At 38.1% G+C, this 15,544-nt stretch carries 14 protein-coding genes and 1 pseudogene; 5 read left to right on the forward strand and 10 right to left on the reverse strand.

The window, feature by feature from the left end:
• Window positions 1-148: 148 nt before the first annotated feature.
• On the forward strand, window positions 149-712 hold the full coding sequence (ahpC, locus tag LVY74_RS01855; protein WP_111891336.1) for an alkyl hydroperoxide reductase subunit C: 564 nt from the start codon (window positions 149-151) through the stop codon (window positions 710-712).
• 347 nt (window positions 713-1,059) lie between these two features.
• Here ahpC and LVY74_RS01860 read toward each other — a convergent pair whose 3' ends face one another.
• Both LVY74_RS01860 and LVY74_RS01865 read right to left on the reverse strand, forming a co-directional pair.
• The gene (locus tag LVY74_RS01860) at window positions 1,060-2,052 is read right to left on the reverse strand and encodes a hypothetical protein (protein WP_237813583.1); all 993 of its coding nucleotides are present in this window, start codon (window positions 2,050-2,052) and stop codon (window positions 1,060-1,062) included.
• 64 nt (window positions 2,053-2,116) lie between these two features.
• Window positions 2,117-3,187 (reverse strand): Hint domain-containing protein, encoded by a 1,071-nt coding sequence (locus tag LVY74_RS01865; RefSeq protein WP_237813584.1) that lies wholly within the window; start codon window positions 3,185-3,187, stop codon window positions 2,117-2,119.
• A 125-nt stretch (window positions 3,188-3,312) separates the two neighbouring features.
• Between LVY74_RS01865 and LVY74_RS17835 the strand changes: the two are divergent.
• A pseudogene (locus LVY74_RS17835) lies at window positions 3,313-3,576 on the forward strand (IS982 family transposase); the annotation flags it as partial.
• Between the two features lie 113 nt (window positions 3,577-3,689).
• On the opposite strand, the gene LVY74_RS01870 reads toward LVY74_RS17835, so the two are convergent.
• The 3 genes from LVY74_RS01870 to aceI form a co-directional block, all read right to left on the reverse strand.
• Window positions 3,690-4,403 carry a cache domain-containing protein gene (locus LVY74_RS01870; RefSeq protein WP_151778060.1) on the reverse strand — a complete coding sequence of 238 codons (714 nt, stop codon included), beginning with the start codon at window positions 4,401-4,403 and terminating at the stop codon, window positions 3,690-3,692.
• Between the two features lie 62 nt (window positions 4,404-4,465).
• On the reverse strand, window positions 4,466-5,182 hold the full coding sequence (locus LVY74_RS01875) for a FadR/GntR family transcriptional regulator (RefSeq protein WP_151710307.1): 717 nt from the start codon (window positions 5,180-5,182) through the stop codon (window positions 4,466-4,468).
• 585 nt (window positions 5,183-5,767) lie between these two features.
• A complete protein-coding gene (gene aceI / locus LVY74_RS01880; RefSeq protein WP_237813585.1) occupies window positions 5,768-6,181 on the reverse strand; it encodes a chlorhexidine efflux PACE transporter AceI in 414 nt (137 codons plus the stop codon).
• 88 nt (window positions 6,182-6,269) lie between these two features.
• Between aceI and LVY74_RS01885 the strand changes: the two genes are divergently transcribed.
• The 3 genes from LVY74_RS01885 (at window position 6,270) to leuE (ending at window position 8,955) form a co-directional block, all read left to right on the forward strand.
• Entirely contained in the window at window positions 6,270-7,163 is an 894-nt protein-coding gene (locus LVY74_RS01885) for a LysR family transcriptional regulator (RefSeq protein ID WP_237813586.1), read from the forward strand.
• 73 nt (window positions 7,164-7,236) lie between these two features.
• Window positions 7,237-8,217: a transaldolase gene (gene tal, locus LVY74_RS01890; protein WP_237813587.1), complete on the forward strand. Its 981-nt coding sequence runs from the start codon at window positions 7,237-7,239 to the stop codon at window positions 8,215-8,217.
• A 72-nt stretch (window positions 8,218-8,289) separates the two neighbouring features.
• Complete coding sequence (leuE, locus tag LVY74_RS01895; RefSeq protein ID WP_237813588.1) at window positions 8,290-8,955, forward strand: leucine efflux protein LeuE; 666 nt, start codon at window positions 8,290-8,292, stop codon at window positions 8,953-8,955.
• A 14-nt stretch (window positions 8,956-8,969) separates the two neighbouring features.
• Here leuE and LVY74_RS01900 read toward each other — a convergent pair whose 3' ends face one another.
• From LVY74_RS01900 to LVY74_RS01920, 5 genes are all read right to left on the reverse strand, one after another.
• Window positions 8,970-9,314, reverse strand: a complete 345-nt coding sequence (locus tag LVY74_RS01900; RefSeq protein ID WP_237813589.1) for a DMT family transporter — start codon at window positions 9,312-9,314, stop codon at window positions 8,970-8,972.
• Window positions 9,315-9,403: 89 nt separating this feature from the next.
• Window positions 9,404-9,787: an RcnB family protein gene (locus LVY74_RS01905; protein WP_237813590.1), complete on the reverse strand. Its 384-nt coding sequence runs from the start codon at window positions 9,785-9,787 to the stop codon at window positions 9,404-9,406.
• Window positions 9,788-10,120: 333 nt separating this feature from the next.
• The gene (locus LVY74_RS01910; RefSeq protein ID WP_237813591.1) at window positions 10,121-10,474 is read right to left on the reverse strand and encodes a hypothetical protein; all 354 of its coding nucleotides are present in this window, start codon (window positions 10,472-10,474) and stop codon (window positions 10,121-10,123) included.
• A 189-nt stretch (window positions 10,475-10,663) separates the two neighbouring features.
• Entirely contained in the window at window positions 10,664-13,606 is a 2,943-nt protein-coding gene (locus LVY74_RS01915; RefSeq protein ID WP_237813592.1) for an FAD-binding and (Fe-S)-binding domain-containing protein, read from the reverse strand.
• A gap of 529 nt (window positions 13,607-14,135) precedes the next feature.
• The gene (locus tag LVY74_RS01920) at window positions 14,136-15,467 is read right to left on the reverse strand and encodes an NAD(P)/FAD-dependent oxidoreductase (RefSeq protein ID WP_237813593.1); all 1,332 of its coding nucleotides are present in this window, start codon (window positions 15,465-15,467) and stop codon (window positions 14,136-14,138) included.
• Between the last annotated feature and the right edge of the window lie 77 nt (window positions 15,468-15,544).

Raw genomic sequence — 15,544 nt, forward strand, 5'->3', positions numbered from 1 at the left:
TTGTAATAGGTGAAAGGTGTTGCAAAAATCAATGATTTATTTTTCCGATTTATTGCATTAAAAAATACTATTTTACCAATGATGTTTTTTTTCTTATTCTAAATTTCGTAAACAGATTACTACTTCCATCCATCTTACGGAGATAATGATGAGCTTAATTAATACTGAAGTTAAACCATTTAAAGCAACTGCATACCACAACGGTCAATTTATCGACATCACTGAAGCTGATCTTAAAGGCAAATGGTCTGTATTCTTCTTCTATCCAGCAGACTTCACTTTCGTTTGCCCAACTGAACTTGGCGACCTTGCTGACAACTACGCTGAATTCAAAAAATTAGGCGTTGAAATCTTTGCAGTTTCTACTGACACGCACTTCACACACAAAGCTTGGCACGATTCTTCTGCTGAAATCAAAAAAATCGAATACCCAATGGTTGGCGATCCAACTTGGACACTTGCTAAAAACTTTGAAGTGTTAATTGAAGAAGCGGGTCTTGCTGACCGTGGTACTTTCGTAATCGACCCAGAAGGTAAAATCCAAATCGTTGAAATCAACGCGGGTGGTATCGGTCGTGATGCTCAAGAACTTCTTCGCAAAGTTAAAGCTGCTCAATACGTTCACGCTCACCCAGGTGAAGTTTGCCCAGCTAAATGGAAAGAAGGTGACGCAACACTTGCTCCATCTATCGACCTAGTAGGTAAAATCTAATCTTCTGATTAGCTAATATCTAAAAGAAGAACCTCCTCATTTGAGGGGGTTCTTCTTATTGGGTATTCAATCGTGAATATTTTTATACTACTTCAAACATCACTTTTAAAAATTTATCCCCTTTAAAGTATCAACCAAGCAATGACTAGCAAGTTATCTTGTTAAAAATAGTCAACTGTATTCACAAAACTGAGGGGTACTCATTTAAAGAAATAGCTCAAAAATGAGTATGTTTATGCTTAAATTCGAGCATTTAATAAACAATTTGATTATTTTTTGAATAAAATAAGAGCCAATTTGCCTTATAAAATGAAATGAGGACATGCGATTGGCAGCATGGCTTTGATTTACTCAATGGTGAGATTATCGCTGTATATTGTGAGATCACCACCACAGTTATGCACTAAAATACCGTATTTTCCGACGAAATAAGTGTGAGTATTTTCAACTTCAAGATTGTAAACAGTCGTGGTTGCATAGTCTTCGTCTTTCCAAACAATCTCATTTGGGTCTTTACGTTCTTGCGTTCTAAAACCATGGAAATCTGCTGGCACACCATCAGGCACACCAAAGGTCTCCCGAAGTTCCTGCTCATAATTAGGAATAAAGCTTGCAAACTTATCTAAAAATGGGTGTTCTCCTAATTCAAAACTTTTAAGTTCCTCTCCAGTGGTAAGGTTAATTTCTATAGCACGGATATTCGCTCCTGTATAACTTGGATATACACCAATATTTGGCTTATCAGTGCTATAGATAGTCGCATACTGTGTTTTATCACCTAGTTGATTGACATCATAAAGATTGCCTAATGTATCAACAACTCTATCTTTAGCCGAAAGATTGATAGCTTCCACCCAACCTTTCCCTACTACCCAAAATGGATGATTTGCTGTTACGAGTAGGTCAGCTCTAGGTTCTTCGCCATATTTTTCTTTAATTTCATCAAGTCTATCTAATCGTTTCATTATAGATAGACTTTCATTAATCCAGTATCTGAAACTAACTCTAATTACTCGTTGCTGTTCAGTTTTTATAACATTTTTGACCGTTTGATAGTTGATTGTCTTATCATTTTCATTTTTCGATAAGACTTTATCACCTACTTGTACTTCTTGGATTGGGATTATTCCTCGCTCAGTATGTACCAGTGTACCGCCCACGAAACAGACATGGTTAGACTCTAAGCTATTACAATCTTCAAGTGACTGTTGCAGTCCACCTGTCATTTTCATGGTCATAAACTCTGGAGAATTGACAAAGTCACGTTTTGGATTGCCGATATCACGGGCTAATTTAATTTTCCCTTCATTTTTTAATTGAGTTCGAGTCACATTCACCATTTTAAAATTTCCATTCTGATCGTTTAGACTTATCCAATCTTCGGGAGTGGATCTTTTGCTAAAGTTAGCTCCCTGTTTGTGGCAAAACTTCCACTTTGTTATATAGGATTTTTTTCGCTTGGGTGCGGTTGGTATCTTTAGGACAGTTGGTGTTATGCACCCAAATACCATGTTCACCGACAAAATAAGTATGAGTATCCGCTACCTCAAAGTTATATACCGTGGTTGTTGCCAATGGCTGACTGGTTGGGTCAATGACCTCATCCGTCTTAAAGCCAAAGAACTCTGCGGGTACCCCGTCTGGTACACCAAAGGTTTCTCGAAGTTCTGCTTCGGATTCAGGGTTGGTACGGTTAAAGCGACTTAGTATCGGGTCATCATATTTTGCACTACCTAACTCTTGCCCTGTTTCCAAATCAACATAATAACCGCCAAAAATATTGGAATAGCTTGGTATAAAACCAACATTAGACTGATCTGTCTGATAGACGTGTGCTCTCACAGACTCGTGATAACCTGGATTACCTAGATAAAAACGGTTGCCTTCCTTGTCCACAATAATATCTTTATCGGTCAATAAGCCTGCTGCTACCCAACCTTTACCTACTACCCAAAATGGGTGATTATCCGTCACATATAAATCGAATTTAGGTATTTCACCATTATATTTTTCTCGAATTTTCTCTCGTAAAACTCTAGTTTCTGAACGTGGTAAACTCGTATCATACCAATAGCTTAAATTAATTTTTACTATTGGAATATTTTCGGTTTTGACGGTACGGACGACAGGTTTATAGACCAATTCCCCTTCACCACTTTCATCTTTTGACAGTACTCGGTCACCGACTTTGATTTGTTCAATTGGTACAAGTCCGTTCTCAGTATGAATCAATGTACCTGCCAAGAAACAAGCAAATTGGAACATTGGACGATTATCAAAATCTGCGTTATAGTCCACCTCATCAATCTGACGCTGGACGACACGTTCTAAATCACTATATTTGAGCGACCGTCCTCCGTCATCTGCTTGCTTAATTGCATGAACAACTGCAGTAATGCTATCAATAGTGCGAGCCATCGTGGCATCAAAACCATCTTGGGTTTTAAGTAAATCTTTTGATAAATAGATAGTCATCTCTTTGGTAACCTAAGTTAAATATTTTTATAACGTATCGTTTATAAATATAAAAATTTGAAACATAAGGCTTCTCTATAGATCATATTACCGAATTACTTTATATCTTGGATGATTTTTGAAAAATATTGAATGAATCTTTAGAGAAATTCCTAATTTCTAATCAAAATCACTCAAGACAAAAAATCAGCTTTAAGCCTATCTAAAATCATGAGAATTATGCCCTTATTTTATGAGAGTTATTACTCGCAAGACGTTACAAGTTCTTTAAATGTTTTATTGTCACTATAGTCGTTCCTTTTTGAAAATCAGCTTTCCATAAACTTAATTATAACTTTTTTATTGAAGTTATCCCTCGTTGTTTACAAGCATTAAGCTGTTTCTTTCATTAAATCAAAGTAATGGATACAGAACTATTAAAATTTCTTTTTATATCATCAAACATTGATTCGTTTGCTCTTGGCAAGTTTAAGACCAGAATTTAATCGCTAGACATTATAATTTACGTCATTGATTTCATCAGCATAAGCTGAAAAGGATGCTGCTGTTGCGTTGATTTTTCTGCTGTTTTCTCACGAAATAATGCACCTGTACGATATTTTGCAGTATTTGATAAAATAATACGGGCATCATCATTGGTGACTACCGCAATTTGATCGAGCATTTTAAGCTTTGGCAATACCAATTGATCCAGTGTCGATACCAGTAAATCAATCACAATGACCCCAACAAATTGCTGATCAACCATCACAGGATGCGAAAAGGTAATCGTATAAGCATGATTACAAATATAATCGACATAAGGCCCTTCAACATAGGGCTGCTTATTTTCGGCGGGATGATTAAACCAATCAAATAAGCGAAAATCTAGACGCTGCTGCATTTCTTGATAACTTTCAAGCTCTGCTTGCTGAATTTTCTGATCTTTTTTGTACCACCACTCTAGTGTCCAATAGCCCTGTTGCTGATCAGTCGCAGCAGAATAACTCGCAAACCCCATACCATGACTATACTGACTCTGCTCCAAAGCAGTTTGAATATAAGTTTGCAAGCGATTTCGGTCAGATTCAGTTAACTTCACACCCCCTTGTGTGAGAATCGAATCTGACGAAAGCACTTGACTGGCTTGTGTTGCCAAATGTTGCGCCGCTTGAGTAATTTCTATTACCACTTGGTTCAACATGGTCTGAATCTGTTCAATTTGCATTTCACTCATGCTTTTCTTCCTTAACTACACTTTTTATCTTGCTCAAACAGAATCAGAATTGTGTTTTGGCATTACAATGTGAGCTTATACTCAAGCATTTCATCTGTTAATCCATAAAGCAAATTCTGTGCCTGTTGGGCAGCAGCTTCAGCATCCTGCTGTTGCAAACATGCAAATAGCTTTAGGTATTGTGCAACAGTTTGCAGATGAATTTTATCGTTTTTATACAATGTCGCAACCAATGGCAACCATTCTGTTTGAATAGCAAGCTCATGATTGGCTAGTCTTGACGATTGAGCATATGCAACAAGCGTCAACAAGCAACGCATGTCTGTTTGGGCTCGTATGTCTGGCTGCTCTGCATTTTGGAAAACCAAAATCAGTTCATGCAGTTTGGTCAATTGTTGCGAGGTTGTTCGCTGAGTCGCAAGTTTGGCACTATGCGATAAAATCGCACTGTGAAACTCCGATAAATCGGCGAGGTATTCGTTACTGACTTGGCGTAAAGGTTGTTGCTGTAACACTTGATTTGCAGAAAGCTCACAAACGAAGCTACCTCCATTTCTTCCACGGCGTGTATCAATGAGTCCTTTTACACGCAATGTATTCAGTGCTTCACGCACAGTTACAGGTGACACTCCCATAAGACGCGATAAATCAGCTTCATTCGGAAGCTGTTCATTTGCTTCAAGCAGCCCTGCAATAATTGCATTACCTAATCGTTCTACGACCTGTTCAGAACGTGTCGCTTGACCGATTGGTGCATATATAACGGTATGTGCTGTCATCGCTAGTTCTCGTCTAAATCAAGCTTCATGCTTGATACGGTAGGCTAAAAAATAAAAGCTCTCCATAAAACCAGTCATCCCTATTCTTTCTAGTCAATCTCTAAAATCAGATATTGCTGAAATTCCATTTCTGATTTTGATGTATTGGGCATTGATCTGTTTTCCAGATCATTCTTCGCTCAATTAATCATCAACTATTGTTTTACGGATGCAGGGATTATAACAAATCGCTTTTCAATTGATGTTGTTTCTTGAAAAATCAACGATAATTTTGACAAATTAAAATGATTGGCTGCATTAATCTCATAAAAACCCCCTGAATATCTGAAAATGAGAGCAATTATTTATCTAATTTATAATTTTTTCCACTTTTTTTATTATATAGTTTTTAATTCATATTAAATATAAGTTATTGTTTAATATAATTAATTGAAATAAAAAAATGACATATAATTTATTATACAAAATGCAATTGGATATAAAAATTTATTCAGATCAATAACCGATTTTATTTTATTGTTTTGTAAATAATGGACTTGCACTATAAATTTATCATTTTTAGCCTTCTATAAAATTGGGTTATTTCTAACCCAAACAGTATTTTCTTTCAATAAAATCAAAACACCATTGAAAAATAAACGTATAAACTAAAATACATAAGGTTATACTAATATCAAGCAATAACGCATTCCAAAAACTTAAATTCAAACTATATGCAATTAATGGCACACTAATAAACAACAGCCCGCCCTCGAAACCTATAGCATGCAAAACACGTACAGCAATGCCTCGTTTTAGATGCAAATAACATTCCAACTTCTCAAATAAATTGTTATAAATCATATTCCAAAACACAGAAATAATCGCCATTGCCAAACCTAAGCTTCCTGTCAGTTCCATCGGCATTTGCAACAGATAACTCAGTGCAATACTCATCATCAGCAATAAAATTGCTTCGTAACTGATTGCATGAATCCACCGCTTTTTTGACATCAACATAAAATTTCATCTTTTTCACTTGGAGTAAATCCATTTTATTTTTATAATTTTGATTAATCGAATCAGATTCTTTCAGAAATATTGATAGATGAATATTAATCAAGAACAACTCAATATTTTTAAAACAGTCATGGAAACTGGCTCTTTTTCTGCTGCTGCACGACAACTGGGTAAAGTTCCATCTGCAATTAGTATGTCAATTGCCAATTTAGAAATTGATCTTAATCTGAAATTATTTGAACGAATTGGTCGTGAGCCTAAACCCACAGATCAAGCCCATGTTTTGTATAAAAAAACGCTGCTCTTACTCACAGAAATACAACAGTGGGCTCAACACGCACATGCGCTCAGTACAGGTTTAGAATCAACTCTGAGTATTGTTGTGGTTTCCGAGCTGATTCACACTGAATGGACTGACTATATCGCACTGCTCGAACATGAGTTTCCCATGCTGCAGATTGATATTTTTTCTGCACCTCAAGAAGATGCTTTACGAATACTGATGCAAGGTGATGTTCAATTTGCCCTGATGTTTGAGCGTGAATCTCTTGATCATCGTGAATCATTTATTGAATTAAAACAGGAAACTCTTGTTCCTGTGGTTAGTTTGCAGCACCCTTTAGCCCAGCAACAGCAGATTAGTCTTGAAACTTTACGTTATTATCGCCAAGTTATTGTGACTGCAAGAGATCGTCATATTAAGCCTGAACTATTATTTTCTTCCCAATATTGGCGTACTGACAATCATCAACTTGCACTCTCGCTCATTCTGAAAAACCTTGGCTGGGGGTTGCTTCCACTGACGATGCTCCAACAAAACCCACTTTTATATACACAACTTAAAATTTTAGATATTTTGGATATTACGCCTCAACTCGACTATTACATTGATTTAGTTTGGAATAAAGAAGCACGATTGGGGCAAGCCAGCCAGTTTTTGATTGACCATGTTCGTTCACAGCGCCTTAAAAAAGTGCAGTAAGTTGCTTTTTTTTATCTACAGCTATGCTATAAGTAATGAAATTGAAAATTTCTGTTCTATAAAGTTTAAGACAATGACTGATTCAGCTTTATCCCAATTAAAAAAACTCACCACAATTGTTGCTGATAGTAGTGACCTAAGTGCCATTGAACAATTTCGCCCACTTGATGCCACCACCAACCCCTCATTGATTACTGCTGCGGCAAGTCAAGAAAATAGTCGTGAATTAATTGAAGCGGCTTATGGTCAAGCCAAAGCTGAAGGCTTAACGCATGATGCTTTGATTGAACGAACCATTGATATTTTAACTGTTAAGTTTGGCGTTGAAATTCTTAAGCTGATTGAAGGACGTGTTTCAACTGAAGTTGATGCAAGCCTGTCTTATAACACCGAAGCCACGATTGCAAAAGCAAAAGAGTTATTAGCCCTATACGCAGGTTATGGCGTAGATCAAAATCGTATTTTGATTAAAATCGCATCAACGTGGGAAGGCATTCAAGCAGCGAAAGTACTTGAGGCTGAAGGTATTCATTGTAACCTAACACTTTTATTTGGTTTGCATCAGGCACAAGCCTGTGCAGATGCTCAGGTAACCCTGATTTCACCATTCGTTGGACGCATTTTAGACTGGTATAAAAAAGCTGAAAATGTTGATCATTACCCAATTGATAAAGATCCAGGGGTATTATCTGTTAAGGCTATTTTTGACTACTACAAATCTCATGGCGTTAAAACAGAAGTTATGGGAGCGAGTTTCCGCAGCACCGCGCAAGTTTTAGCCTTAGCAGGTTGCGATCTGTTAACTGTTGCACCAAATTTATTGGCTCAACTACAAGAAGATCAGTCAAATGTTGAAGCACAATTAATTGCCGTTCCTTCTAGTCATGAAACTGCGCCTGAATTATTAGAGCATGACTTCAAAACTGCTTTAGAGCGCGATCTGATGGCATCTCAATTATTACAAACTGGAATTGATGGTTTTATTAAAGCTCGTGATCAATTAAATACGCTACTCCGCCAATCTTTTGGTGAAAATGCAGAATTAAAGCTCTAATATTAACCCTATCTTTTTCACATACCGAAATCGCTTATTACCGCTATTTCGGTTTCTTTATGGTCGCTCATCGTGTTTGGGATTATTGATCTTCCAAAATTCATTATTGGAACTATTTTAATTGTTTTATTGCCTGGTCCAAATTCATTGTATTTACTTGCAACTGCCTCCCGCTACGGTATTAAACGCGGGTATCAAGCAGCGCTGGGGATTTTAACAGGGGATAGTATCCTGATTTTAGCTACAGTACTTGGAGCAGTATCTTTAATTCATAGCTATCCTATTATTTTTACTGTTTTAAAAGTACTGGGCGCTAGTTACTTAGGCTATCTAGGGTTTAAATTATTTTTACACAGTATTGGCATTTGGAAAACTGCTAAACAAAAAAGTTCTGTTCTTGCTGAACCACCAGAAAATAATGGGATAGAACCTAAACAACTCCACCCATTTCGTACTGCATTGACCATTAGTCTGCTGAATCCCAAAGCGATTCTGTTCTTTCTGTCTTTCTTTGTACAATTTGTTGATCCGAATAGCACGATGCCGATGCTGAGCTTTTTTATTTTAGCTGTTATTTTACAATGCATCAGCTTGAGCTATTTAACCAGTTTGATTTTTGGTGGGCGTAAACTTGCAGGTTATTTCTCTCGACAGCAACATCTTGCCAGTCTTGCAACCTGTGCTGTTGGTGTATTATTTTTGACTTTCGGTGCTAAACTTGCATTTTCTACAATTTAAGAAAATGCAGGAAATTAATGACCTAAAGTTTTGGAAAATAAATTCATAATCAGAACACCTGCAATAATAAAGCCGATTCCAATTAAAGCAGGTGTATCCAGAATTTGTTTAAATGCGTAATAGCCAATCATCGCAGTAAATACTATTCCGACACCACTCCAAATTGCATATACCACACCAATATTCAGTGTCTTAGTCACTTGAGATAACAAATAGAATGAGATGCTATAGCATAAAATTACCAAAACAGAAGGGATAAGCTGGGTAAAACCTTGTGATTTTACCAAAAATGCTGTTCCTAATACTTCAGCAACAATTGCACAGGCTAAAAACAGATAGGCATACAGCATCACGTTCATTGACTTTTAACTCAATCAAAAAACATATTTTAAAACATACACTCATAAAAAAAAGCGTATTTTTATACGCTTTTTACCCAATCACTGGATTATGGCATTGGCGGTGCATCAGGTCCATGACCACCATAAATAGCACCCAATAAAATTGCACTAATTACACCTGTCGCAATGGCAGTCAAAACATATTCTCCATTGACATACATCCAACGGTGACCACGTGGCGGCTCAGGTAGACCACGGTCACGCCAGTCATTCACTTGATAATGCCCATTATTATAACTTGGAGGAATAGGCTGACCACGTTGCCAGTCATGAGATGGGCGAGCATCATTATGTTGCATACGGGAATCCATATACTGGTGATCATCAGACCCATGTCCACGATCATCATAAGGATCAGCCATTACTGCCATACTCGAACCCAACATGGCAATTGAAAGTGCAGTTACTGCGAATATTTTTCTCTTTAACATGAACGAATGTCCAGACTTGTAAATCTTATGCCCTATTACGCCATGAAATCCAAGAGAAAATATGAATAAATACACCTATTCATGTAGCATTTATCTATATATTACATCGCCCAATTAAACATCTGACCAAATGCATAAACAACAATCATAAGCATCACAACAGATGAAGAAGTTAGTAATAATTCTAAAGTTGTCATATCCCACCTTTTGATTAGGTAAGTTGAATATTTTTTATACAGCAATCATGAAAACAATTCAACAACAAAAAGATAAATAACACCAATATTTATATACAAAACCTTATATTTTATATTTTATCTGTATTCTGATGATTTAATCATAATCATGAATCAGAACTAAAACCCCATTTTTAAAATATAAATATCCCATTTTGTATGCCCATTGTTCAACTGCTCCCTTTTCAGTCACAATACGTTGAACATGGCGAGGACTTCCCCAATTTGAATTCTCAACTTGTGCCGCTGTCATCCCTACCTTTGGATCATAACGAACGATGTGCTTTTGCTGCTCAGCTGTGGGTGATGCTTTCTTCTGCGTTAACTCTTTTCCCTGTGCACAAGGGGCTGCCTGATAGCTAATTGCTCCATGTACATTACACTTGTGTATCTCCTGTGCTTGTGTCATCGATGTTATTATTGCTAGTCCAGTAAATGCGAGTTTTTTCATTTGATTTATCAATTACAAATATTTTACATAAATATAATATAAAAAAACACGTATTAAAATAGATTAATGTTTTGACAAAAGTTTATATTTTTAGAAATCTTCAATTTTCATTACAGCTTTTAAAAAATAAGCACCATATACATCAGCTACAGCTAAAACCAATGTATATGATGTTCTCAATCTACAACATTAAGAAGACAGCATCGCATTTAAAACCTGAACTGGATGCTTTGCTGTTTCCTGTTCAATTCGTTTAATCTGCGTTCGACACGAATAACCTGTCACCAAGAAGTGTGCGCCATGCTGCTTTTGTTTCTCCTGCCAAGACTGGCTATAAATCTGCTGCGAAAGCTCACGGTGCTCAGCTTCATGCCCATAAGTACCCGCCATACCACAGCAGCCCAAAGCCAAAGTTTCAAGTTTTAGATCAAAGGCTTTAAACACGTTTTGCCACTGTGCAGTCGATGCAGGAACTTGGGTGCGTTCAGTACAATGCCCTGCCAAGTAATAAGTTTGTGCTGTAACTGACTTTAGATTTTGCACAGGATAATTTTGCAAATGAGCAACGAGCCATTCCTGCAACATCAATACTTTAAAGCTTGCTGCCGCAACAGGCTGTTGATATTGCGCCTGATATTCTTGACGATAGACCAGTGTCATCGCAGGGTCGATACCAACCAGTGCCAAACCTGAAGCTGCTGCTTTACTGAGTAATGCGCTACTCTTGGCACGTAATTCCTCAAACTCTTGAATAAATCCATGCACATGCAATGGTTTACCATTTGGAAAATACGGCAAAATGTAAACTTGAACCCCTAATTTTTTCAGCAATTCAATGCTGTCCAAGAACACAGGAGTATCAAAATAGCGGGTAAATGCATCCTGTACCAAAATCACCGCCTGCTCCGAGGCTTTAGGCAGATTTGAGCAATCTTGTTTGAGCAGAATTGCACCAAGTTTAGACAAATCAGCATTGGCTTGTGGATGGAACAATGGAATATCCACGACTTTGAGCAAATCACGTTGCAGGCTTTGCACCAATTTTTGCTTTTGCACAAAGTTATACAACGATGCAAAATTTGCCATCATCGGCATAAAACGTTCTAAGTTACTGATCAAATAGTCTCTTAAAGAACGTGAATTGCGTTGATGGAATTTTTCCAAGAAGCGCGCTTTGCTATCTGGAATATCAACCTTGACGGGACATTGCCCTGCGCAAGATTTACACGATAAACAGCCATGTAAAGCATCATAAACTTCACGGTCAAAGGCTTGAGTTTGCTCACCCTGATTTTCACGTCTTAGCCATTCTTTCACCAAAGTTGCACGACCTTTTGGCGAGTGAATTCGATCTCGGGTCACTTTGTATGATGGACACATTGGATCATCTAAATCAAAGTTAAAACATGCGCCATTACCATTACAGTGCATGGTTGTACCAAAAGTTTCCCAGTCATTTTTAGCAACTTGCTTGTCTGATTCACCACGTAGCGGCACTTCAAGCAATTTGATCAAACTGGCTTGTGGCTGTGTGTCTGGCGTTGAAATTTTTCCTGGGTTTAACTGGTTATTTGGATCAAACAAGCCTTTAACTTTTTGAATCAGTGGATAAGACTTGCCAAAGAACACAGGTGCATACTCTGAACGCAAGCCTTTACCGTGTTCCCCCCAAATCACACCACCATATTTATGCGTTAACTCGACGATCTTATCGCTGATCAACTGCACCATTTTCGCGGATTCAGGATCTTTCATGTCTAACAGTGGACGCACATGCAATACACCTGCATCGACATGCCCGAACATGCCGTAGGCTAAACCTTGACCATCCAGTAATGCTCTAAATTCAGCAATATAATCTGCCAAATGTTCAGGAGGCACAGCCGTATCTTCCACAAACGGTTGCGGGCGTTTTTCCCCTGTCACATTACCGAGCAAGCCCACCGAACGTTTACGCATACTATAAACATCGGTGATTTGCTGGTTGCCATTGGCGAGCGTTAAACTGAGACGTTTAACACTTTCATCCTGCTGTAAATGCTGAATAAATTTTTGTTTTAATACTTCAAGCGCTTCAGGCGTTTCAGCATCAATCTCAACCAAGTTAATCCCTTGAATCACATAAGGCGCTTCAGGCTCAGGGAAATACGGCGAAACTTTCTGCCAGACAATATCATTCTTGGCCAAGTTCAACACTTTAGAGTCAACCGTTTCAATCGACAATGGATTAAGTGCCATCAAAGCTTTGGCATCTTTTAACGCATTTTGGAAATTGTCATAACCAATATTAATTAAAGCACGATGTTTTGGAATCGGTAAAACACTGACTGTCGCTTCAGCAATAAAGCCAAGCGTCCCTTCACTACCACATAAAATATTATTGATATTAAAGGTTTGCTCGTCATACAGCGCAGGCAAATCATAACCTGTCAGCGAACGGTTTAATTTTGGAAAACTCTGCTCAATCAGTTCTTGGTTATTTTCAACAATCTCTAAAAGCTGCTGATAGAGTTTTTTCTGAAACTCAGATTTATCGGCAATACCTTGGCTAAATTCTTGTAGATTCAATGGCTTTGAATCCAGAATTTCAGCATTAATCAGTACTGTTTTTAACGCAAGAACGTGATGATGGGTTTTACCGTAACGACAACTGCCCTGCCCGCTGGCATCGGTATTGATCATACCGCCAATGGTTGCGCGGTTTGAGGTTGACAACTCTGGCGCAAAAAACAGTCCGTGCTTTTTCAGTTCGACATTTAACTGATCTTTGACCACACCTGCCTGCACGGTTGCAGTACGGCGCACAGGGTCAATATCCAAAATTTTATTCATGTGTCGAGACAGATCGACCACAATGCCATTGGTCAATGACTGTCCATTGGTGCCTGTACCGCCCCCGCGTGGTGTAATCACCAATGACTTAAACTCATCCCGACTTGCCAAACGCATAATGCTTTGTAAGTCCTGAATATGTTTCGGATAAATCACCACTTGTGGAATAAACTGATAAATCGAATTATCGGTTGAAAACACTTGTCTGGCTGCATCTGAACCATCAATATCGCCCGCAAAAACTGGCTGTAACTGTTGGATAAATGCTTGAGTGGCTGAATTCAGTGTTGGATTAGTCATAACTCGGGTCTAATAAACAGGCTTAAAATTAAAATGATTGTGGTGAATCACTCACGAGGGTTTGAGTCAGCAATAAAATAGAGATCGTCTCTCTTCAACCTACTCAAGCAGTGCTTAATGATTCATCCTGCCACAAGGCATAATAAGGTATCGGATCATACACTGAACACCCTAAAGCTGCCTCAAAGATTTCCTTCTTTTGCTCAAATATTGGGTGTTTCAATACACGAAATCAGACTGGACAATACTTTCAAATATGATTGGGATCAATGAGATGTACTGAAATACCATTAAACAGGGTGCTTCATAATATTCAGCATGACTAGATTACTCTGCATCAACAATCAAAAGCTCGGCAGATAATCTGCTCAGCGATGTTAAGCATAACAATTCTATTTTTTGATCTATAGATCGCTGGCTGCTATTTTTAAAAAATCGCCATGACTTTTTTTCACAACATCCAAACAAATTGGAATAATCGGCAGCAAAAGCATTCTAAAACGCTTTTACTGCCATGATCTCTATTTGCTTAGTGCATTTTTAAAGGAGGTCTTGCCGATCGAGATAAGCGATCTTTTAAAATAAAGACACTGGTTTTCCAAAAACCATGTAAAGCCATCTGATGGAAGCGATATAAAGAAACGTACATCATCCGCGCACAAAAACCTTGAATGTTAATATTCCCTAAAATACTGCCAACACTGGTTTTTTCACTGAGCGACACCAAAGAGCCTTTATCCTTAAATACAAACTCAGGCAATCCAGCTTGCTCAATATGTGCTTTGAGTGCCTGTTCAAGGAAAATGGCTTGCTGATTTGCCACTTGGGCACGCGGTGGAACTGCACGTTGCTGCCCAGCAGGGGTATAACTTGCACAATCACCCATCGCAAAAATATGCGAATCCAAAGTTGTTTGGAGTGTTGAATGAACAATAAGCTGATTGATACGGTTCGTTTCCAAACCTGCAATATTTTTGAGAAAATCAGGCGCTTTAATACCCGCTGACCAAACTTTCAAAGTTGCAGGTAAGGACTGACCATTTTCAAAATAAATAAATGAATCATCAATTTTCGTCACTTTATGTTCAGTTAAAACATTCACTCCCATTTTGAGTAACTCTGCCTGAGCCGAAGCAGAAACTTGCTCAGACAGCCCTGGTAAAACTCGGTTTGATGCTTCAATTAAACTGATACGGACATTTTCAGGGGAAACTTTAAAACCGTATTTACAAAACTGATGTGCTGCATAGTGCAACTCTGCTGCCAGTTCAACACCTGTTGCCCCTGCTCCTACAATCGCAATATCCAAGCGTTTGTTGGAGATCGTGTCATCACCACGACCTGCGACTTTGCTTTGGGCTTGCAAATACAAATTTAAAAATTCATTTTGGAAGCGGTCTGCCTGCTGTCGCGAATCTAGAAAAATACAATGCTCTTTTGCGCCAAGCGTACCAAAATCATTGGATGTTGAACCAATTGCAAGCACCAAAGTGTCGTATGCCAATGTACGGCAAGGTGCAATCATCTCCCCTGATTTTGAATCCATTTGTTCCAAAACAATATGCTTTTGCTCACGATCAATATCACTCATACGACCTAAACAAAATTCAAAATGATTTTTCTTGGCATGTGCAAAATAATTAAGTTCATCTTCCGATGAATTTAATTTACCTGTCGCAACTTCATGCAATAAAGGTTTCCAAATGTGAGTCAATGCGGCATCGACCAATATGATATGGGCTTGACCACGCTTACCGATACTGTTGCCCAGTCGGGTTGCGAGTTCCAACCCACCAGCACCACCACCCACAATCACAATACGATGCGGATGCACAACTTGTTGCTTAACTTGAGAATTCATATTCTCTCTCCAACTTTTCTGATGGATTTAAACCCCTAATGTTTAAATTCATCAAAAAATGGGTTTCATACCTATTT

It is taken from the genome of Acinetobacter sp. ME22, assembly GCF_022012315.1.
GTDB lineage: Bacteria > Pseudomonadota > Gammaproteobacteria > Pseudomonadales > Moraxellaceae > Acinetobacter > Acinetobacter brisouii_A.

Excerpts from the sequence above, each read along its gene's own strand:
- ahpC (WP_111891336.1), top strand. The coding sequence starts at position 149 with ATGAGCTTAATTAATACTGAAGTTAAACCATTTAAAGCAACTGCATAC.
- LVY74_RS01860 (WP_237813583.1), bottom strand. The coding sequence starts at position 2,052 with ATGGTGAATGTGACTCGAACTCAATTAAAAAATGAAGGGAAAATTAAA.
- LVY74_RS01865 (WP_237813584.1), bottom strand. The coding sequence starts at position 3,187 with ATGACTATCTATTTATCAAAAGATTTACTTAAAACCCAAGATGGTTTT.
- LVY74_RS01870 (WP_151778060.1), bottom strand. The coding sequence starts at position 4,403 with ATGAGTGAAATGCAAATTGAACAGATTCAGACCATGTTGAACCAAGTG.
- LVY74_RS01875 (WP_151710307.1), bottom strand. The coding sequence starts at position 5,182 with ATGACAGCACATACCGTTATATATGCACCAATCGGTCAAGCGACACGT.
- aceI (WP_237813585.1), bottom strand. The coding sequence starts at position 6,181 with ATGTTGATGTCAAAAAAGCGGTGGATTCATGCAATCAGTTACGAAGCA.
- LVY74_RS01885 (WP_237813586.1), top strand. The coding sequence starts at position 6,270 with ATGAATATTAATCAAGAACAACTCAATATTTTTAAAACAGTCATGGAA.
- tal (WP_237813587.1), top strand. The coding sequence starts at position 7,237 with ATGACTGATTCAGCTTTATCCCAATTAAAAAAACTCACCACAATTGTT.
- LVY74_RS01900 (WP_237813589.1), bottom strand. The coding sequence starts at position 9,314 with ATGAACGTGATGCTGTATGCCTATCTGTTTTTAGCCTGTGCAATTGTT.
- LVY74_RS01905 (WP_237813590.1), bottom strand. The coding sequence starts at position 9,787 with ATGTTAAAGAGAAAAATATTCGCAGTAACTGCACTTTCAATTGCCATG.
- LVY74_RS01910 (WP_237813591.1), bottom strand. The coding sequence starts at position 10,474 with ATGAAAAAACTCGCATTTACTGGACTAGCAATAATAACATCGATGACA.
- LVY74_RS01915 (WP_237813592.1), bottom strand. The coding sequence starts at position 13,606 with ATGACTAATCCAACACTGAATTCAGCCACTCAAGCATTTATCCAACAG.
- LVY74_RS01920 (WP_237813593.1), bottom strand. The coding sequence starts at position 15,467 with ATGAATTCTCAAGTTAAGCAACAAGTTGTGCATCCGCATCGTATTGTG.